This window comes from Leclercia barmai, assembly GCF_049312895.1.
GTDB lineage: Bacteria > Pseudomonadota > Gammaproteobacteria > Enterobacterales > Enterobacteriaceae > Enterobacter > Enterobacter barmai.
On the sequence record NZ_JBMNWZ010000003.1, the window covers coordinates 505,986 to 527,254 of the forward strand.

General features: G+C 46.1%; 17 protein-coding genes. 12 read left to right on the forward strand and 5 right to left on the reverse strand.

Annotation, left to right across the window (positions count from 1 at the left end; all coding sequences use genetic code 11):
* The first annotated feature begins 6 nt into the window (after positions 1 to 6).
* Positions 7 to 1,035, forward strand: a complete 1,029-nt coding sequence (gene epmB, locus ACOYA6_RS15070; protein ID WP_422654936.1) for an EF-P beta-lysylation protein EpmB — start codon at positions 7 to 9, stop codon at positions 1,033 to 1,035.
* A gap of 124 nt (positions 1,036 to 1,159) precedes the next feature.
* Here epmB and ACOYA6_RS15075 read toward each other — a convergent pair whose 3' ends face one another.
* Positions 1,160 to 1,732 (reverse strand): winged helix-turn-helix domain-containing protein, encoded by a 573-nt coding sequence (locus ACOYA6_RS15075; RefSeq protein WP_422654937.1) that lies wholly within the window; start codon positions 1,730 to 1,732, stop codon positions 1,160 to 1,162.
* Between the two features lie 559 nt (positions 1,733 to 2,291).
* Between ACOYA6_RS15075 and ACOYA6_RS15080 the strand changes: the two genes are divergently transcribed.
* The 8 genes from ACOYA6_RS15080 (at position 2,292) to yjeJ (ending at position 13,449) form a co-directional block, all read left to right on the forward strand.
* Positions 2,292 to 2,843, forward strand: coding sequence for a fimbrial protein (locus ACOYA6_RS15080; RefSeq protein ID WP_039028419.1), 552 nt, complete (start codon positions 2,292 to 2,294; stop codon positions 2,841 to 2,843).
* Between the two features lie 63 nt (positions 2,844 to 2,906).
* A complete protein-coding gene (locus ACOYA6_RS15085) occupies positions 2,907 to 3,593 on the forward strand; it encodes a fimbrial biogenesis chaperone (RefSeq protein ID WP_039028418.1) in 687 nt (228 codons plus the stop codon).
* A gap of 41 nt (positions 3,594 to 3,634) precedes the next feature.
* Complete coding sequence (locus ACOYA6_RS15090) at positions 3,635 to 6,193, forward strand: fimbria/pilus outer membrane usher protein (RefSeq protein WP_422654938.1); 2,559 nt, start codon at positions 3,635 to 3,637, stop codon at positions 6,191 to 6,193.
* A 27-nt stretch (positions 6,194 to 6,220) separates the two neighbouring features.
* A complete protein-coding gene (locus ACOYA6_RS15095) occupies positions 6,221 to 7,231 on the forward strand; it encodes a fimbrial protein (protein WP_422654939.1) in 1,011 nt (336 codons plus the stop codon).
* Between the two features lie 922 nt (positions 7,232 to 8,153).
* On the forward strand, positions 8,154 to 8,597 hold the full coding sequence (locus ACOYA6_RS15100; RefSeq protein ID WP_156126857.1) for a hypothetical protein: 444 nt from the start codon (positions 8,154 to 8,156) through the stop codon (positions 8,595 to 8,597).
* Positions 8,598 to 9,171: 574 nt separating this feature from the next.
* Positions 9,172 to 10,458: an HlyD family secretion protein gene (locus ACOYA6_RS15105; RefSeq protein ID WP_422654940.1), complete on the forward strand. Its 1,287-nt coding sequence runs from the start codon at positions 9,172 to 9,174 to the stop codon at positions 10,456 to 10,458.
* A complete protein-coding gene (locus ACOYA6_RS15110) occupies positions 10,451 to 12,577 on the forward strand; it encodes a peptidase domain-containing ABC transporter (RefSeq protein WP_039028414.1) in 2,127 nt (708 codons plus the stop codon). Before ACOYA6_RS15105 ends, ACOYA6_RS15110 begins: the two co-directional genes overlap by 8 nt.
* A 17-nt stretch (positions 12,578 to 12,594) precedes the next feature.
* Complete coding sequence (gene yjeJ, locus ACOYA6_RS15115; RefSeq protein ID WP_039028413.1) at positions 12,595 to 13,449, forward strand: YjeJ family protein; 855 nt, start codon at positions 12,595 to 12,597, stop codon at positions 13,447 to 13,449.
* Positions 13,450 to 13,550: 101 nt separating this feature from the next.
* On the opposite strand, the gene ACOYA6_RS15120 is transcribed toward yjeJ, so the two are convergent.
* From ACOYA6_RS15120 to ACOYA6_RS15130, 3 genes are all read right to left on the reverse strand, one after another.
* Positions 13,551 to 13,904: a DUF4156 domain-containing protein gene (locus ACOYA6_RS15120; RefSeq protein WP_039028412.1), complete on the reverse strand. Its 354-nt coding sequence runs from the start codon at positions 13,902 to 13,904 to the stop codon at positions 13,551 to 13,553.
* A gap of 137 nt (positions 13,905 to 14,041) precedes the next feature.
* On the reverse strand, positions 14,042 to 15,688 hold the full coding sequence (gene groL, locus ACOYA6_RS15125) for a chaperonin GroEL (RefSeq protein WP_039028411.1): 1,647 nt from the start codon (positions 15,686 to 15,688) through the stop codon (positions 14,042 to 14,044).
* A gap of 44 nt (positions 15,689 to 15,732) precedes the next feature.
* On the reverse strand, positions 15,733 to 16,026 hold the full coding sequence (locus ACOYA6_RS15130) for a co-chaperone GroES (protein ID WP_032616151.1): 294 nt from the start codon (positions 16,024 to 16,026) through the stop codon (positions 15,733 to 15,735).
* A 177-nt stretch (positions 16,027 to 16,203) separates the two neighbouring features.
* Between ACOYA6_RS15130 and yjeH the strand changes: the two genes are divergently transcribed.
* Positions 16,204 to 17,442: an L-methionine/branched-chain amino acid transporter gene (gene yjeH, locus ACOYA6_RS15135; protein ID WP_422654941.1), complete on the forward strand. Its 1,239-nt coding sequence runs from the start codon at positions 16,204 to 16,206 to the stop codon at positions 17,440 to 17,442.
* A gap of 79 nt (positions 17,443 to 17,521) precedes the next feature.
* On the opposite strand, the gene ACOYA6_RS15140 is transcribed toward yjeH, so the two are convergent.
* On the reverse strand, positions 17,522 to 17,992 hold the full coding sequence (locus ACOYA6_RS15140; RefSeq protein ID WP_039028409.1) for an FxsA family protein: 471 nt from the start codon (positions 17,990 to 17,992) through the stop codon (positions 17,522 to 17,524).
* 335 nt (positions 17,993 to 18,327) lie between these two features.
* Here ACOYA6_RS15140 and aspA point away from each other — a divergent pair, with 335 nt between their 5' ends.
* The gene (gene aspA / locus ACOYA6_RS15145) at positions 18,328 to 19,764 is read left to right on the forward strand and encodes an aspartate ammonia-lyase (protein ID WP_039028408.1); all 1,437 of its coding nucleotides are present in this window, start codon (positions 18,328 to 18,330) and stop codon (positions 19,762 to 19,764) included.
* Between the two features lie 114 nt (positions 19,765 to 19,878).
* Positions 19,879 to 21,180, forward strand: a complete 1,302-nt coding sequence (locus ACOYA6_RS15150; protein WP_039028407.1) for an anaerobic C4-dicarboxylate transporter — start codon at positions 19,879 to 19,881, stop codon at positions 21,178 to 21,180.
* The last annotated feature ends 89 nt before the right edge of the window (positions 21,181 to 21,269 follow it).

Consider the following 21,269-nt stretch of genomic DNA (forward strand, 5'->3'; position numbering starts at 1 on the left):
CACAAAATGGCGCATATTGTAACCCTAAACACCCCATCCAGAGAAGATTGGTTATTGCAACTTGCAGATGTAATCACCAGTCCGGATGAACTGCTGCGTCTCTTAAATGTAGACGCTGACGAAAAACTCCTTGCCGGACGAGAAGCGAAGCGCCTCTTTGCGCTGCGTGTTCCACGTGCTTTTGTTGCACGTATGGAGAAAGGTAATCCTGAGGATCCACTCTTAAAACAGGTGCTTACTTCGCAGGAAGAGTTTATCGCCGCCCCCGGTTTCAGCACCGATCCCCTTGAAGAGCAGAACAGCGTGGTGCCCGGTTTACTGCACAAGTACCGAAATCGCGCCCTGCTGCTGGTTAAAGGCGGTTGTGCGGTAAATTGCCGGTACTGTTTCCGTCGCCACTTCCCCTACGCCGATAATCAGGGCAACAAACGTAACTGGCAGACGGCGCTTGATTACATTGCCTCCCATCCTGAGCTGGATGAGATCATCTTCTCCGGTGGCGATCCATTGATGGCGAAAGATCACGAACTGGACTGGCTGATTACAGAGCTGGAAGCGATCCCGCATATTAAACGGTTACGAATTCATAGCCGTTTACCGATTGTTATCCCAGCGCGTATTACCGATGAGCTGACCCAGCGATTTGAACGTTCGTCGTTACAGATCTTATTAGTGAACCATATCAACCATGCCAACGAGATTGACGAGACGTTCCGGGACGCAATGGGTCGTCTGCGCCGGGCCGGCGTGACCCTGCTCAACCAAAGCGTCCTGCTGCGTAGGGTGAATGACAATGCCGCGACGTTAGCCGATCTGAGTAATGCGCTGTTTGATGCCGGAGTAATGCCCTACTACATCCACGTGCTGGATAAAGTACAGGGTGCTGCGCACTTTATGGTGGGTGATGATGAAGCTCGCGCCATTATGCGCGAACTGTTGACTCTGGTATCCGGTTACATGGTGCCGAAGCTGGCACGTGAAATTGGCGGGGAGCCGAGCAAAACACCGCTAGATTTAGGTTTAAAGCAATGCTAACAAAAGCCTGCTGGTATCAACCGGCAGACTTTTTAATATAAACAGAAGAATAAAACAGTCTGTCTTTTAATCATATGCCATCACTTATTAGTTATTTTACTAATAAGTGAAAACAACGGTAATATTACCGAACAAACTCCAGTAATCTTCTGGAAAGTATAATAACCTCTATGACAATTAATAGAGCAATTAACAGGACACCTGAAAAAGGAATTTTTAAAACGAAAAGCCCCTGATTTTTCTTATTACTTTCTGTCGTATTAATGGTACCCTCACCATTTTGAATTGAAGCATCTGTTAAATTTTTTAAATCAATATTTAAATTACTCTTTAAGTTTATTGAAGCATCATCAACAATAAGTGATACGGATGTTTCTGCTGCAAGCGAGAAACCTTTACGCCTTTCGGTTTTGATAATTTCTTTTGTTAGCCCAGCTGCTTTCAGCGATTTGCGTAGCAAGGAAATGTTCTGGTAAAAAGTGTTTTGTGAAACAACAATTCCTCTTTTTCTCCATACTATGTCTAAAAACACATCACGTGAAATAATCTCACCTTTACTCTCCAGTAGCAACTGCAAACATCGTGCGGTAGGAGAATTAAGAATCACGCAATCACCCTCACCAGACAATCGTAGCAAAATTCCTTCATTCACCTTGAAAATGATTTCATCATTAATAATATAATTTCCGTATTCCATATTAGACCCCGCGTATTCCTTTACTTTTATTTAATTCAAAGATTAGATATAAGTTTATGTATCAAAAGGACTAAAAAAATCCATATTTTCAATCACATATAATAAAACAATGTCGATATGCAATGGAGGCATTCCTGTTCCGCCCTACAAGATATCACAAGGCTCATTCCTTATAAAAGATACTAATTCATACTTTATGATACCCAAATGAACGATCAACTTTTGATGATGAACTCATCCCTCGAGCATTACATGTTAACATTTCAAAAAAAATCACATGTGTTCATAACTTACATTTTGTATATTCCTCGGTGTTCTTTCTACGAGAAAGGGGGCATGACATATATGGCCTTTTATATGTGCTTCTGGCAGGAACTGGCAGGAGAATGCGTCCTCTAAATGTATGTATGAAAGCAACACAATAAATAGCCCCTATGTAATGAGGATTTAGACAGCGCCCATCTTATAACGGAAAACGTTAATATATGGACTATCGACAATCATTTTCATAGTGTCTATTCAGGACAAAGCTATATTAACTAAATATATGGATTTAAAAATGAAAAAAAATATCAAACTCCTGGCGACTTTCGTAGTTGCTACTATCATCTCTAGCCAGGCAGCAGCGGCAGACGGCACAGTTAAATTCAACGGTACTATCACCGATGCTTCATGCCAGACACACATTGGTTCTGTTACCGGCGGTAGCAACGAAACTGTTAATCTGGGTACTGTACCATCAAGCAGTTTCTCCGGGGTTGGTTCAACTGCTGCAGAAGGAGCCGGTTCAACTAACGTTAAAATCTACCTGACCGAGTGCCCGGCAGGTACCCCAACCACCGCATCCCTGAAATTTGATGGTGCTTATTATAAAGGCGACAACAGCTACCTGGCACTGGATCCTGCATCAACTGCATCAGGCGTTGCGATCCTGCTGTCTAACCCAAGCGGCACTGCCCTGAAACTGGGTGAAGCATCAGAACCATTTACCCTGAATGTTGGCACAGGTAGCTCTACCGAACTTAATTTCAAAGCGGCTTATATCCAGCGTGAATCAACTATCGTTGCAGGTACCGCTAACTCAAGCGCGACCTTCACCATCAACTATTAATAATAGTTATGTAATTCGATGCTCCCTTTCAGGGGAGCATTTCCTTTTTGAATAGAGTTAATTATGCGCACCTTTACACTACTTGCTGTCTCACTACTGGTTTCTCAAATTTTTATGACAACTGTTAATGCAGGCGTATTAATTGGTGGAACTCGCCTTATTTATCCAGAGGGTAAAAAGGAAATTAATATTACAGTGGAAAATAAAGAAACCACGCCCTATTTAATTAAAACATTTATTGAAAAAGGTAGTATCGAAGATTCTGAAAGCTTCTTTATGGTAACACCACCACTTTTTCGTCTGGATGGTCAACAGAAAAGCGTTCTGCGCATTTTTATGGCTAATGACAATATGCCTGCTGATCGTGAATCGGTTTTTTACTTTAACGTCACCTCTATACCTTCGGCAAGTTCTGATACCTCCAAAAACACGCTTCAAATCGCTGTTCGAAATCGGATGAAATTGTTCTTCCGTCCAAAAGCCTTGGTGGACGATGTTCCTGAAGACGTCACGGGTAAACTCACCTGGCAACGAGTTGGAAACAAGCTTAAAGTTACCAATCCAACTGGCTATTACATGAATTTTTCAGTAATCAAAGTCAATAACATCAGTGTAAAAGATCCTGTTCTCCTTGCTCCTTTTTCAAGCGCTGAATACTCACTCCCTATTGGCGTAACAGGGGGAACTATTGAGTGGAAAATTATTAATGATCAGGGCGGGATAGGCCCGGAACATAAATATAACATATAAGTCATTATTTCATCAGCACTGCTGGAAGGAATAAATAGCTTATGGCTATCAACAGGGACAATAAAATGGCCTCACACTTCAAATATACTGCTTTCTCGCTTGCATTTATCAGCCTGTGTTACTCCTGTTATCATTCGAAGGCAATCGCCCGCGATTTCTTCAACCCAGCATTTCTGAATGGTATTAACGGCTCACACACTGCGCCTAACCTTTCGGCTTTCGAAAATGAAAACTCACAGTCTCCCGGTGTCTACCGCGTCGATATTTTGATAAACGATACGTTTATTGATACGCGTGATGTTGAATTCAAACTTAATAATACAGTTGATAAAAACAACAAACTCAAACCTTGTTTTTCTGTACAAGACTTCAAAGCTTTTGGTGTTCGCACCGAATCCTTCCCTGAGCTGTCCACAAGTGAAAAAGGATGCGCTGATATTTCAGCTATTCCTGATGCAACTTTCGACTTCATTTTCCCAACGCAGACACTGCAGTTTAACTTGCCTCAAGCAGCCCTAAGCCCAGTTATTCGTGGTTACGTACCTCCCGAAAAATTCGATAATGGTATAACTGCCCTGTTGATGAACTACCAGTTCAACGCATCAAACAGTTTCGCGCGCCGATCTCAAGGTAATGATACTGAGAACTATAATCTCAATCTCAGACCTGGCTTCAACGTAGGGGCATGGCGCATACGAAATTACACAACATGGAATAGAGCGGATCAATCTTCAAGTTCAGGTAATTGGGATGCAGTTTATACGTATGCCGAACGCAATATACAAGCAATAAAAAGCGTGTTGACACTTGGTGAAAGCAACTCTCTTGGGGATGTGTTTGATAGTGTTCCTTATACCGGAGTGCAACTTGCAACTGATGATCAGATGGATGCTGAAAGTATGCAAGGATATGCCCCTGTCGTCAGAGGGATCGCAAAAACTAACGCCAAAGTTTTGATCAAGCAAAACGGATATTTGATCTATCAATCGTACGTGCGTCCGGGACCCTTCGAAATCTCGGATATGTATTCAACTGGCGGGAGCGGTGATTTACAGGTCACAGTTGAAGAATCCGACGGAAGCAGACAAGAGTTTATAGTACCTTATGCCTCTCTTCCCATTTTGCGCAGGGAAGGAAGCCTGAAATATGGGGTGACATCTGGTCGTTATCGCTCCTATAACAATAATGTAGATGACACATTGTTTACGCAAGGCACCGCTAGCTATGGCTTACCTTTAGGCGTCACGCTATTTGGTGGTTTCCAGACAGCATCTAAATTCCAATCTCTGGCATTTGGCTGGGGCCAAAACATGGGCAGACTGGGTGCATTATCTGTTGACGTAATTCAAGCCTGGTCAACACTGAAAAACAGAGATAAAACCTCCGGGCAATCCTGGCGTATTCGTTATAGTAAAAACTTGACCAATATAGGCACGAACTTCTCTATTGCAGGTTATCGTTATTCTACATCTGGCTATAATACTATGGGGGATGTATTAGAAAGCTATCGTAACAGTACCGGTGATTATAATTACTACCGTGTACGTAACCGAACAGAAGCCACTATTAGCCAGAACTTGGGCAATGCGTATGGCTCGTTAACCATGAGTGGCGTCATTGAAGATTACTGGAATGAAAAACGCCGTAATACGTCTCTGATAGTAGGCTATAACAATACATGGAAATGGATTAACTACTCTGTAAATTATTCATACAACCGTTCTTCACAAATCAATAGTGGTTCTACTCGCGATTATGACAGTGAAAAGCTCTTGTCGCTAACACTTAGCGTACCCTTCAATGCTTTACTCCCTAACACATGGTTAACCTACTCCATGAATAATTCAAACCCTGGCTCTGTAACGAACTCTGTCGGCCTAAACGGGACTGCATTAGAACAAAACAATCTAAGCTGGAATGTGCAAGAAGCCTATGACAATCGCCAGTATAGTAGCGGTAGTGCCGGTGTAAATTATGATGGTACTTATGGCCAGGTATTTAGCAGCTATGATTATGATCATAATGCTCAGCGTATAAATTATGGCGCAGCAGGAAGTGTTCTGGTTCATCGTGATGGTGTAACGCTAGGTCAACAAATGGGCGAAACTGCGACTTTGGTCAAAGCACCGGGCGTTGCAGATACCGTTATTCTGAATGAAACCGGAGTTAAAACTGATTATCGTGGCTATGCAATTATTCCGTTCAGCTCACCTTATCGCTATAACGAGGTAATGCTCGATAGCGAATCTTTTGCCGAGAATCTTGATATGGATATTACAACTCAAAAGGTTGTTCCAACCAGAGGAGCAATCACCAGGGCTGAGTTCAAAGGAAATATTGGTCAACGCGCAATTATTCGCCTGACCGATCCGCTTGGTAAAGTTATTCCGTTCGGAGCGACGGTTACTGATGAAGTGCAAAAAAATTATAGCAGCATTGTCAACGACAACGGTATGGTATATCTGACTGGCTTAGATACCACCGGTATTTTAAAAGTACAATGGGGCAAGAAAGATAATCAGATTTGCTCAGCGAGATATTCATTAGCCAATGCTCAGAAAAAAGCTGGGATTATACAGTCACAAGCAGAATGTCGCTAAATTTTGTGCGATAAAAGGATATTTAGTATGAAAAAAAAATTTCGTTCATTATTACCGCAATTATTATTTCTGTATACTTTGGCTGCGGTGAGCTTTAAAGCAATGGCCGCAGATTGCACAGTGGCCTATCAAAAAGTTAATACTGTAATTAGTTCCTTAAAAATTGATCCCACAGTTCCGGTGGGCAGCGTGCTACACTCGCAGTTGGTAAATACGAGAACTTATCCAGCCTCTTATAATTGCGGTACTCAGGCACTCTATTATGCCAGCGAGATGGGCAGCACTTTTAGTACTCAGTCAGCCATTTCTGGAGTATATGAAACAGGGTTAACCGGTATCGGAATACGTGTAAAAGATGTAGTCTTTCGTGATCAATGGGCACCATATTCCCAATCACCGGCACCAGGTACGTGGAACGGTGGGACTGCAAATAATACAGTGACAATTGAATTGATAAAAACCGGAGAAATCAGTTCAGCTAATAAAGGAAAATTTAAAACTGGCACATTAATGACCGCAAAAGTTAACTCACGAACTACATCTGTAGGTGCATCGAAAATTTATGAAATCGTTATTACCAGTGTCCCCAATGGAGGTTGGACTATAAAAAGCTGCACTATCGATAACGCAAAACGTGACCAGATAATTCCGATGGGCTCTCTGAGTAAAAGCGATTTTGATAGTTCAGGTTATGGTCCCGTGAAGACATTTAAAATTACAATTAATTGTCCGGATGGCATTCCGGGCGACTCGCCAATTCGTATTAGCTATGACAGGATGACGTCCGGCAATACAGATGGTTTTATGGATATCGACTCAACAGTCGCAGACGCAGCAGCATACGTTGGGGTCGAAGTCAGGGACGCCAAGAATAGTCTCCTGCAGTTCGCCCATGATTACACCTATACATCTGCAAATGTAATTAATGATCAAATTATTATTCCTATGACTGCTCGATATAAGGCCTCGACAACTGTCGGAAACATCAATCCAGGCACAGCAAACACAGCTATGACGATCACGATTAACCAAGACTGATTTCTAACAAAGAGAAGCTCTCCAGGGAGCTTTTCTGAAATTACTAGAATAACAATCAATATACAAACATTGAGTAACGCTCTATCTTACTGCATAAAAATAATGAAACCGAATTTAAAATTTAACTAAGGAGCTAAACACTAGGTTATCTCAAGCATATTCTCGCTATCATTTGATAGCGTGTTTTGATTTTAATAAAATTCATTAGATTAATGATTTATTTTTAAGCTGTTGGAAATGCAAACTGTATATTTACTAAATTAATAAACTTAAAGTATTAATAGTATCGTAAATGAATCACGAATTCGGTGCAGCAACTCCTTCAGTATAAGGGTACTAGTTATGTCTAGGATTTCAGCTCTGTCCTGAACCCTTTGCTTCACTCGAGACTGATGCCTTCCAGGATTATAAGAACAATTGTTAATGTGTTGGCGGCACGACTGCTGACATCTTTGATGGATTTGATTATGTTGCCCAAGTTGCAAGCGATGTATTGTATTAGGCGTCAAAGTTTCTCTGCTGTTCTGGTGCTTTTGTAATCATTTTCCTGCTCTATAAAAATGGCCCTGTTCAGGGCCTTTTTTATAGAGCAGGAAAGGGTACAGGCGCCTAATGATAAGTATGACTTTATCATAAATTAGAAAGTCAATCAGCGAACAGTGTATCAGACATAAAATTTGAAGCGGCGACATACCAACTTAAGTAAAAAATTATATTCATTTCAAAAATAGAAAAAGCAAAGATCATCACATTAGATTTTCTTAAATATTAAATCCATTATCTTGGATTGCAATTTAATATGTGAACAATTAAATTATCATCATATTACAGACACAGGAAACGATCAGCAAAATAACTATTGCCTCGGACCTGAAGAAGTTCATCCAGAAATTAATCATTTTAAATTAACTTCTGGGTATAAATGAGCCACCTTCCTACTCATAAAAAAGGGAAGTTATTTATTAAGGAAATAGAAATGAAAGAATTAACCGTATTAGAAATGAATCATGTATCCGGCGCAGCCACTCCTCCACAGTGGGGCACTGGTTATGTCTGGGATTTCAGCTCTACCCAGAGCACCATTACTTCACTTGCGACTGATGCCTTCCAGCTCGTTGCAGGTGCCATTGTAGGCGGCGTTGGCGGTACCTTAGGCGGTATGGCTACGGGTGCAGCAATTGCGGATAACGGCGGCGGCCTGCTTGGCTTTGGTCTGATTGGATCCCTGGGTGGCGCTATCGTAGGTGGCGTAGCTGGATTTGTTGGTGGTGTGACTGCTGGTGTCTTTGGCGGCTTTGACTATGTTGCTCAGATTGCTGGTGATGTACTGTATTCAGGCTTCAACGGTTCACTGGTATTCTGGTAATCGTCTGTCGATTTAATAATTAAGGCTCGGAAACGGGCCTTCTTTTTCACCAGATAAACATTATAATTTTAAATAAAGTTAAGGATAGTGCTTCATTTATCAAATTTTAATGAACATATTGAAAGGAAATATACCATACCCCCCAAAACATTTTTATTATTAAAAACCTTAAAATTGCAAGATTAGTTTGTAACAAATGCCAACCCTCGCTAAAGTACATAACTTTTAAAAACATTTTCTCCTTATTTTTTATAAATTCATTTAGTTATAGCACATAAATATTTACACCGAATAATAAATTACAGAAGCTTCATTCTTAATTTAGTTTTCATACAAGAAAAGGCCTCCAACTTTTAATACAATGGAAGTTCAACAGTCCTCAAGGAAAGAGACATGAAAGAATTATTAGTATTGATCACGAATGATGCATCCCTTCTCATGGGCGGTACGATTGTTGCCCACATGTTGCCATTAGCTTCTACGATGCATTTGTAGTCTGGTGAACATGCGCGGCCTCATCATTTAAGTTCTGAACAGAGCTTTTTCTCTTCAACTCAGATGTGAAGTAAATACCATGACCAGAAGTATCTATCGCAAGGAAGCGATCGAATATAAGAAATATCACTGGAAGGGAAAAGCATTGCTGCTGGCTGGAATACCTGCGTGGCTGGTGACTTTTCTGGCATTTTCATTTTTAGTCATAATGATATCTGCACTTATTTTCTGTCGTTACACCCAACGGATTAATGTCTTTGGTGAAGTGGTTACACTCCCCCACTCTATCAACGTCTTTGCCCCTCAGCAGGGATTCATCGTTAACCAGTTGGTTAAAACTGGTGACATGGTGACGAAGGGAACACCTCTGTATGAACTGGATATCTCTCGCCATACAATTTATGGAAATGTCAGTGACAAAGTGGGTGAGGTAATCAATGAAAAAATCAACAACTCAAATGAAATAATTAAAAAAATATCGCATAACAAAACAGAGACGCTTCAAGCATTGAAGAATCAATTACGTAGCGTAGAAGATTCTTTGAATGAAACTAAGCACATGCTAAGCAACACACAAACTGGATTAAAAAAGATGCGAGAAAATCTTTCCAGTTACGATAGATATTTAAAGCAAGGCTTGATCACCAAAGATCAGTATAACTATCAGCATTCACTTTATTTTCAGCAGCAGAGCTCTTATCAGTCCCTGACAAGTCAAAGAATGCAGTTAGAAACACAACAAACGCAGCTAAAAAGCGATCTTATGGTCAAAGCTGCTGATTTCGACAATCAAGTTTCTGGTCAGAAAAACCAGATTAACGATTATAAAAACCAACTCGTTGAGAATGATGCCAATGGCAACGCCATTATTAAAGCCACTGCCGCAGGGCAAATCGAATCCATGGCTGTGACTGCGGGCCAGATGGTCGACCGTGGTAGCAGTCTCGCACAAATAAAGCCAACCGGAAACGTGGAATATTTTCTGATCCTCTGGTTGCCTAACAACAGCATTCCTTATGTGAAGGTAGGTGACCCTATTAATATTCGTTATGATGCTTTTCCATCAGATAAATTCGGTCAGTTCGCGGGCACTATAGCCTCGATTTCAACAGTCCCAGCATCGCGTCAGGAATTGCAGGAATATACTAATGTCAACATGGGTGCAGGTCAGCAAGATGTAGCACTTTACAAAACCATTGTCTCTATAAAAGATAAATCATTTAAATATAACGATAAGACACTGTCTCTTACGAACGGGCTTAAAGCACAGGCAACCGTATTTCTAGATGAACGTCCTCTGTATATGTGGATGTTTACACCGTTCTATAAAATTTCACAAAGCGTAAATGGGCCACTCGATGAGTAACGAACTGTTCAAGAAAATCACGTCAAAAGTGAACTTTTCATTACGCCGAAAGGTTCCGGTAATACTCCAGTCAGAAAGTTCAGAGTGCGGCATTGCCTCGCTGGCGATGGTCTGTGGATATCATGGTCTTGAAATGGATCTATTTAACTTCCGCAACCGCTTTGGTAGTGCTTCACAGGGCGCTACTCTGCTTTCATTAACTCGCACAGCCGAACAGGCCGGTTTAAAAAGTAGGGCCGTTACGCTCGATCTTGAGGAAGTCAAGCAATTAAAACTGCCCTGTATTCTCCACTGGGATATGAATCACTATGTTGTCCTTGTAAAGATTCGCAACAGCGGTTTTGTCATTCACGATCCCTCATTAGGGAAACGTGTTATAAGTAATAAAGAGCTGTCCAACCATTTTACTGGTGTGGCCCTTGAACTTTGGCCAGATCACAATTTTCAACAGGAAAAAGCAAAAAGTCGCTTACGCCTAATTGATTTAATGAAAAACATCAGCGGCTTGAAAAATGCGCTGGTTAAAATCTTTGCATTTTCAGTCGTCGTGGAAGCGATAAATCTACTGCTTCCCATAGGAACCCAGTTAGTAACCGATCACGTAATAATTGCACATGATCAAAGCTTACTGTCTGTTATTTGTATTGGTCTGGTGGTATTTACACTTTTCCGTACTTTTATCAGTATGTTACGATCGTGGACGTCATTAACAATAAATACATTAACAAGCATCCAGTGGAAAACAACGCTGTTCGACCACCTTATGAGTCTGCCTCTTTCATTTTTTGAAAAGCGCCATTTAGGGGATATACAGTCACGTTTTTCGTCGCTCGATACTATTCGTGGAACCTTCACCAATAGTATTATCACCGGCATAATCGATATGATCATGACGGTGGGCTTGGTTATCATGCTGACGCTTTACGGCGGTTGGTTAGCAATAGTCGTCTTTGGCTTTACGTTGATCTACGCCTTAATGCGACTGGCGACATACCAGTTCTATCGCCGTGTTGCAGAAGAGCAAGTGGTTAAAGGTGCGCGCTCCGGTTCGCATTTTATGGAATCGTTATATGGCGTTTCAACGATTAAGGCTCTTGATTTAAAAAGCAGGCGTTCTCAGCACTGGTTGAATATTAATATTGAAGCATGCAATGCCGGTATTAAACAAACACGTTTTGATATGCTTTTTGGTGGAATCAACACGTTAATTACCTCTCTCGATCAGGTGGTCATATTATGGCTGGGGGCAGTGATGGTTATCGATAATCAAATGACCCTCGGTATGTTTATGGCTTTTAATGCCTTCCGTGGGCAATTCTCGCAACGAGCTTCGAGCCTGGTCGATCTGGTAATGCAGTTGCGTATGCTGTCACTGCATAATGAAAGGCTTTCAGAAATCGTCTTTACTGAACCTGAAAAGGAGTTGCCAACTCGCAGAATATTTGAACAAAGTAAGGGACTTTCATTGCAGGTACGCAACCTGAGTTATCAGTATGATCCGTTCACGCGTCCGATTTTTTCTGACCTGAACATCACGATACAACCGGGGGAATCCGTAGCCCTTATTGGACCGTCCGGTGTCGGTAAAACTACGCTAATGAAGATTATGTGCGGCCTTCTCTCTCCTACCGACGGCGACGTGTTGGTCCAAGGACTGGATATTACCAAAATCGGTCTTAATAATTACAGGCTGAGTACGGCATGCGTTCTTCAGGAAGATCGCCTTTTTTCAGGCTCTATATCGGACAACATTTGCAGCTTTGACGATAATCCGGACATCGACTTTGTTTATCAGTGTGCAAAACTGAGCAATATTCATGATGAAATTATGAAAATGCCTATGGGATATGAAACCCTGGTAGGCGAATTAGGCTTGGGTATTTCAGGTGGCCAAAAGCAGCGACTGCTTATTGCCCGCGCCTTGTATCGTAAACCTAATATTTTGTTTATGGATGAAGCGACAAGCCATTTAGATTTAGGTAACGAGTCAGAAATTAACAAGGCGATTTCATCGCTGAGTATAACGCGCATTATCGTGGCTCACCGACCTTCGACTATTGCCTCGGCAGACAGAATAATTGATTTATCTCAATGCCAGTCAAGCATCATCAACAGCTAATGGAAAAGGAATGCCAAATGACTGAAATTATTAAAGGTATCAACACAGCGGCTATTACTCACGAAGGTAAATTGCTAGCCGTGGCGCTAAAAATACGCAATGCGCAGCATCAGGAATCGCTATATTATATGCAGAATGTTGTTATCCGCGACATGATGATTATTATGCATAATAAATTACGTGCGGTTGCCGAAAAAATTAAACACGAAGATGACGCTTATAAAACGGTGCTGGTTGCTGAAAATCAGGAATTAATTCAACAGATCCCACAGATGTGCCAGGAAGATATAACTAATCCTGACTCGGCAAGAAGAATTATGTCTGTTGCACTCAAACATGATGCAGAGACTTTTTCCATTATCGCTGCACTACAGAATGGTCAAATTGCCGTTATTAGATTCAGCATTACCCAGGCTGAATTTGTGCTACATGCAATGACCCAGGCTATGCAGAACAGTGGGGATAAAGAATCGGTTATGCATCTCTGTGGTTCTATGGATTATATTCCTCTGTATGACACTGGCTTTAAAAATGTAAGTGAAATGGATTATCAGCAATATCATCATGATGTATGGCGCCAGGATCTGTTCCCTAACTATGTTGCGATTCTGTTTAAATATCAAACGCCTGAGGGAAAAAAAATCCTACGTGGTGCCGTTATCAAAACTTACCTGACAGCGAATACTGCGGAGATACAAAGCATCGCGGGCAGAATTGCGCTCCTGATGCCTCAGTACAAAGCTCTCCAGGAAAAACATCAGCTAACACAGGTATTTTGTAGAGATATTGATGCGCCCTCAAACTCGTCGCTTACGACAGAGCAATGTCTGAGGCCGCTACGCGATTTCTATCTGGAAATGGCTTCCGAATAAGACTTGGGCATCTATGAGGATGTTGAACAAACGATAATCCCTCTTCTGACCATTTACCCGGTTTTCCCTCTCCTTATTGAGAGGGATAGCCTGAAATATTATTAATTAGGGCACTTATAAACCTGACCCTGCATCTCGCTGGCGGTCGGGACAAAGCTCGACAACATCCCTTGTGTCGGACTGCTCACGCCATAAATCACGTTTCCGCCCATCTCTGCCGCCTGATTACGCAGCGCGTTTGCCGCGCCGCGCATCGAACCGCCCTCTTCGCCATGCTGCCCTGAGAGCCAGTTACTTTGTTTACCGGTTGCGGTACCGACCAGCTGGCATTCACTGCCCGGCTTATCTTCCACAAAGCGAACGCTCTGCCCACCAGCAGACAGTTCGTTACCGGAACTACAACCCGCCAGCAGCAACGCTGCTGCTACTATCCCTGCACCCACTTTAACGCGCATGTTATTCCTCGTTTTCAATAAGCTGGGCACGTGCTGCCCGCGTCTAAACCTTATACTAAAAAGATGACCAAAAGAAAAACCCCCGATCATTTCTGACCGGGGGTTTATTCATTTCTGCGAGGTGCAGAACAACATGATTACATCATGCCGCCCATACCACCCATGCCGCCCATACCACCAGCAGCACCTAAGTCAGGCGCATCGCCTTTCGGCAGGTCAGTGACCATGCACTCGGTGGTGATCATCAGGCCAGCAACAGATGCCGCGTACTGCAGAGCAGAACGGGTCACTTTAGTTGGGTCCAGGATACCGAAGTCGATCATGTTGCCGTACTCTTCGGTAGCAGCGTTGTAACCGTAGTTACCTTCGCCCGCTTTCACCATGTTCGCCACAACAGACGGCTCTTCACCGGCGTTGGAAACGATCTGACGCAGTGGAGCTTCCATTGCGCGCAGCGCAACTTTGATACCCACGTTCTGGTCTTCGTTCTGAGCGGTCAGGCCAGCCAGTTTCGCTGCAACGCGAACCAGAGCAACGCCACCACCAGCAACTACGCCTTCTTCTACCGCAGCACGGGTCGCGTGCAGGGCATCGTCAACGCGTGCTTTCTTCTCTTTCATTTCAACTTCGGTAGCTGCACCGACTTTGATAACTGCAACGCCGCCTGCCAGTTTAGCAACGCGTTCCTGCAGTTTTTCACGGTCGTAGTCAGAGGTCGCTTCTTCGATCTGCTTACGGATCTGAGTCACACGGCCCTGGATTGCATCTTCTTCACCCACGCCATCGATGATGGTGGTGGTGTCTTTGTTGATAACAACACGTTTCGCCTGACCCAGGTCTTCCAGGGTCGCTTTTTCCAGCTCCATACCAATCTCTTCAGAGATCACGGTACCGCCAGTCAGGGTCGCGATATCCTGCAGCATAGCTTTACGACGATCGCCGAAGCCAGGTGCTTTAACCGCAGCCACTTTCACGATGCCACGCATGGTGTTAACCACCAGGGTCGCCAGCGCTTCGCCTTCAACGTCTTCAGCGATGATAACCAGCGGCTTGCCTGCTTTCGCAACGGCTTCCAGAACTGGCAGCATTTCGCGGATGTTGGAGATTTTTTTGTCAGCCAGCAGGATGAACGGGCTTTCCAGCTCAACAGCGCCAGTTTCTGGCTTGTTGATGAAGTATGGGGACAGGTAGCCGCGGTCGAACTGCATACCTTCAACCACGTCCAGTTCGTCTTCCAGACCGGTACCGTCTTCAACGGTGATCACGCCTTCTTTACCGACTTTATCCATCGCTTCTGCGATCAGTTTACCTACGGTTTCGTCGGAGTTAGCGGAGATAGTACCAACCTGAGCAATGGCTTTAGAGTCAGAGCACGGTACGGACAGCGCTTTCAGCTCTTCAACAGCAGCAAGGACAGCTTTGTCGATACCACGTTTCAGATCCATCGGGTTCATGCCCGCAGCAACGGCTTTCAGACCTTCGGTGATGATTGCCTGCGCCAGTACGGTTGCAGTAGTGGTGCCGTCGCCTGCAGCGTCGTTCGCTTTAGAGGCAACTTCTTTCACCATCTGGGCACCCATGTTTTCGAACTTGTCTTCCAGTTCGATTTCACGCGCTACGGAAACGCCATCTTTAGTGATGGTCGGTGCGCCGAAGGATTTGTCCAGAACCACGTTACGGCCTTTCGGGCCCAGGGTTACTTTAACTGCGTCTGCCAGTACGTTTACGCCGCGCAGCATTTTCACACGAGCGTCGTTACCGAATTTTACGTCTTTAGCTGCCATTTTAATCTTTCCCTTAAATTCGTATGTTCAGTGTCGTTCGCGGATTACGCTTCAACAATTGCCAGAATGTCGCTTTCGGACATGATCAGCACTTCTTCGTTGTCGATCTTCTCGGACTTAACACCGTAGCCATCGTTGAAAATGACGATGTCACCAACTTTAACGTCCAGCGGCTGCACATTACCGTTTTCCAGAATGCGACCTTTACCGACAGCGATGATTTCGCCACGAGTTGATTTTGCTGCTGCAGAACCGGTCAGAACGATGCCGCCCGCAGATTTGGTTTCAACTTCTTTACGTTTGACGATCACACGATCATGTAACGGACGAATACTCATTGATAGCTCTCCTTTGAGAAAGTCATTATCAGTTATGGGTGACGCCGGGCCGTAAGCGGTTTTCCGGCTAGTGCCCTGAGAGATGGGGATGGGGTTTTACCCCTTCAAGGGGTAGTCGAAAAAAAATTTGTGAAAGTGTTACCATCGCCTCTCTTTTGATGGCGGCAGGACAATGGAATGAGTGGACTCAAACAGGAGCTGGGACTCGCGCAGGGTGTTGGCTTACTTTCAACGTCTTTATTAGGTACGGGGGTTTTTGCCGTGCCTGCGCTGGCAGCCCTGGTGGCGGGTGATAACAGCCTGTGGGCGTGGCCGGTGCTCATCGTGCTGGTCTTCCCGGTGGCAATTGTCTTTGCCATTCTCGGGCGTCACTTCCCGAGCGCGGGTGGTGTAGCGCACTTTGTCGGGATGGCGTTTGGCCCGCGTCTGGAGCGCGTCACCGGCTGGCTGTTCCTTTCCGTCATTCCCGTGGGTCTGCCTGCCGCTCTGCATATCGCGACGGGCTTCGGTCAGGCCCTCTTTGGCTGGCACGACGCGCAGCTGTTACTGGCCGAGCTGGGCACCCTGGCCATCGTCTGGTGGATTGGCTCACGTGGAGCCAGCTCCAGCGCCAACCTGCAAACCCTGGTCGCCATTCTGATTGTGGCGCTGATTGCCGCCATCTGGTGGGCGGGAGATATTGAAGTTTCAAAGATCCCCTTCCCTGCGGTCACAGATATCAACCACTCGCAGCTTTTCGCGGCGCTTTCTGTGATGTTCTGGTGTTTTGTCGGCCTCGAGGCTTTTGCCCATCTGGCTTCCGAATTTAAACAGCCGGAACGGGATTTTCCGCGCGCCCTGATGATCGGTCTGTTGCTGGCAGGCACGGTCTACTGGGCCTGTACGGTGCTGGTACTCCACTTTACCGCCTACGGTGCCGAGATGGCGGCAGCGGCTTCGCTTCCTGCCATCGTGGTACAGCTGTTTGGCGTGAAGGCGCTGTGGATTGCCTGCGTCATTGGCTATCTGGCCTGCTTTGCCAGCCTGAATATCTATATCCAGAGCTTTGCCCGACTGGTCTGGTCCCAGGCCCTATACAAGCCGGAAAGCCGTCTCGCACGACTGTCGAAACGTCAGCTGCCGCTCAACGCCCTGAATACGGTGCTGGGCTGCTGTGTGCTAAGTACGCTGGCTATCTACTGGCTGGATATCAACCTCGACGCGCTTATCGTCTATGCCAACGGCATTTTCATTATGATCTACCTGCTGTGCATGCTCGCGGGATGTCGTCTGCTGAAAGGCCGCTATAAAGCGCTGGCGGTGATTGGCGGAGTACTCTGTTTGCTGCTGCTGGCAATGGTGGGATGGAAGAGTCTCTACGCCATTGTGATGCTGGCGGGATTATGGCTGTTTTTGCCGAAGCGGAGTGCGGTGTAAGTTACGCCCGGTGGCGCTTCGCTTACCGGGCCTACAGATTCCCCAGGCCCGTGCAAGCGCAGCGCCGCCGGGCACATAATCAACGGTCGTCTTTATGGTCCAGACGGTCGCGCTGATCATCCTTGCGCTGATACTCCCCGTCAAACGTCTCGCCACCGCCCGTACCGGCGCTGAAACCACCACCCGGCATACGGTTAAAACGCAAATGCGGCATCAGCTTCAGCGTCAGGAGCTTTTGCACTGGCGGGACAAGCAGCAGTAGGCCGAGGAAGTCGGTGAAAAATCCGGGAATAATCAGCAAAATACCGCCGATAATCAGCGATACGCTTTTGATCATCTCCGCAGCCGGACTCTCCCCTGCGGCCATCTTCTGCTGCATTAACAGGAAGTTTTTGAAACCCTGATTGCGCACCAGCGACATGCCAATCACCGAAGTGAAAATCACCAGTATCAGCGTCAGCAGGACGCCCAACACGTGGGCGACCTGAATAAAAATAGAAATCTCTATGTAAACATAGAGAAAGATTGCAGCTAACGGTATCCAGCGCACTGGCTTCTCCTGTGTGGCAGACGCCTTTATGGCCCCTGTCGGTATCAAATTGCGATTCGCGTCTGTCAGAAATGGAGGCGTTTAGTCAAAATTCAATCGGTTTGCACGGATATTTTTTCTGGAAATATTAAAGCGGTGATTCATTTCACAGATTAATAAATATCATGTCGCGGGCTCCATAATAAGTGATCCAGGTTACGGCATTTCGCTATCATCAGCATATCATTCCGGGTATCTGGTCGATTCAGGGGATAATCGTCGGTCAGAAAATAGACATAACCACATATGTACTGTGTGTTTAGTACATCAATCGGCAGCTTGAAAAGAAGGTTCACATGTTAAACAACATTCGTATCGAAGAAGATTTGTTGGGTACCAGGGAAGTTCCAGCGGATGCCTACTATGGTGTTCACACTCTGAGAGCGATTGAAAACTTCTACATCAGCAACAGCAAAATCAGCGACATCCCTGAGTTTGTCCGTGGCATGGTGATGGTGAAGAAAGCGGCAGCCATGGCGAACAAAGAGCTGCAAACCATTCCTAAAAACATCGCCAATACCATCATCGCCGCCTGCGATGAAGTGCTGAACAACGGCAAGTGCATGGACCAATTCCCGGTCGACGTCTATCAGGGCGGCGCGGGTACATCAGTGAACATGAATACCAACGAGGTACTGGCAAACATCGGCCTTGAGCTGATGGGCCACCAGAAAGGTGAGTACCAGTACCTGAACCCGAACGATCACGTCAATAAATGCCAGTCCACCAACGACGCCTACCCGACCGGTTTCCGTATCGCCGTGTACGCCTCTGTCGTGAAGCTGGTTGATGCGATTAACCAGCTGGGCGAAGGTTTCCAGAACAAGGCTGTCGAATTCCAGGACATCCTGAAAATGGGGCGTACCCAGCTGCAGGACGCGGTACCGATGACCCTCGGTCAGGAATTCCACGCGTTTAACGTGCTGCTGAATGAAGAGACCCGCAACCTGATGCGCACCTCTGAACTGCTGCTTGAGGTGAACCTTGGGGCAACGGCGATTGGTACGCGCCTGAATACCCCGGATGGTTATCAGCAGCTGGCGGTGCAGAAGCTGGCCGAAGTCTCCAACCTGGCCGTTGTGCCGGCGGAAGACCTGATTGAAGCCACCTCCGACTGCGGTGCCTACGTAATGGTGCACAGCGCGCTGAAACGCCTGGCGGTGAAACTGTCCAAAATCTGTAATGACCTGCGTCTGCTCTCTTCCGGGCCACGTGCCGGTCTGAACGAAATCAACCTGCCGGAACTACAGGCGGGCTCGTCCATCATGCCAGCCAAAGTGAACCCGGTCGTGCCAGAAGTGGTAAACCAGGTGTGCTTCAAAGTCATCGGCAACGACATCACCGTTACCATGGCGTCCGAAGCGGGCCAGCTGCAGCTGAACGTGATGGAGCCGGTGATTGGCCAGGCGATGTTTGAATCCATCCACATCCTGACTAACGCCTGCTACAACCTGCTGGAAAAATGCGTTAACGGCATCACGGCCAACAAAGCGGTTTGTGAAAGTTATGTATATAACTCTATCGGTATCGTGACTTACCTTAACCCGTTCATCGGTCACCACAACGGCGACATCGTCGGTAAAATCTGTGCTGAAACCGGTAAGAGCGTACGAGAGGTCGTACTTGAGCGCGGACTGCTGACAGAAGCCGAGCTGGATGATATCTTCTCGGCGCAAAACTTAATGCACCCGGCCTATAAAGCAAAAAGATATACGGATGAAAGTGAACAATAACAGTTCAGGTTAAACTTCATGAAGGCACGTCAGATGACGTGCCTTTTTTCTTTTTAGGCGTTACCAAAACACAACAATTTAATATCAACTTGTTAATAAGCAAGGTAGGCACTTATGTTCGGAGCAGAACTCGTCATCGTCTTGTTGGCGATATACTTAGGCGCAAGGCTCGGAGGGATCGGTATCGGTTTCGCCGGCGGTCTCGGCGTGCTTGTCCTCACTCTCTTTTTTCAAATTAAACCAGGCGCTATCCCGTTTGACGTTATTGAAATCATCATGGCGGTTATCGCCGCTATCGCAGCCATGCAGGTTGCAGGCGGTATGGACTACCTGGTGAGCCTGGCGGAGCGTATGCTGCGTCGTCACCCGAAATACATCACCTTCCTTGCTCCGCTGGTCACCTGGTTTATGACTATTCTGGCCGGTACCGGCCATACCGCTTTCTCCACCCTGCCGGTCATCACCGAAGTGGCGAAAGAGCAGGGCATCCGTCCGTCCCGTCCGCTCTCTATTGCCGTTGTCGCCTCGCAGATTGCGATCACCGCCTCGCCAATCTCGGCGGCAGTGGTGTTCTTTGCCGGTATTCTTGAGCCGCTGGGCGTGAGCTACCTGACGCTGCTGGCGATCTGTATTCCGGTGACCCTGATTGCGGTGATGATCACCGCGGTGGTCTGTAACTTCCTCGGCGCCGAGCTGAAAGACGATCCGGTGTATCAGGAGCGTCTGGCAAAAGGTGAAGTGAAGCTGCGCGGCAGCCAGGCATTTATCCTGAAGCCACACGCTAAACGCTCCGTGCTGCTGTTCCTGATCGGCATCGTCGCGGTGATGTTCTATGCCACCGCCATCAGCGATACCGTTGGGCTGATCCAGAACCCGGTCCTGCCGCGTAACGAAGCCATCGTGGTGTTCATGCTGACCATCGCTACGCTGATTAGCATCACCTGTAAAATCGACACCAGCGAAGTGCTTAATGCCAGCACCTTCAAATCCGGTATGAGCGCCTGCGTGTGCGTACTGGGCGTGGCCTGGCTGGGCGATACCTTCGTCAAAGCCCACATCACCGATATCCAGACCGTTGCGGGCGACCTGCTGCATAACTACCCGTGGTTGCTGGCGGTGGTGCTGTTCTTTGCGGCTACCCTGCTCTACTCTCAGGCGGCCACCACCAAGGCGCTGATGCCTGCGGCACTGATGCTGGGCGTTTCTCCGCTGACTGCAATCGCCTCGTTTGCTGCCGTTTCCGCGCTGTTTGTGCTGCCAACCTACCCGACCCTGCTTGCAGCCGTCGAAATGGATGACACCGGCTCGACCCGCATTGGTAAATACGTGTTTAACCACGCCTTCCTGATCCCGGGCGTGATTGCTATTACCCTGTGCGTGATCCTCGGCTTCATCATCGGCGGGATTGTGCTGTAAACCTTTTTTGGCTGTAAAAAGAGTTAAAGTCGGGCCGCTTAGCGGCCCGATTCATTAATGAGCAGCGGCCCGTCGTGATATAGTGATTT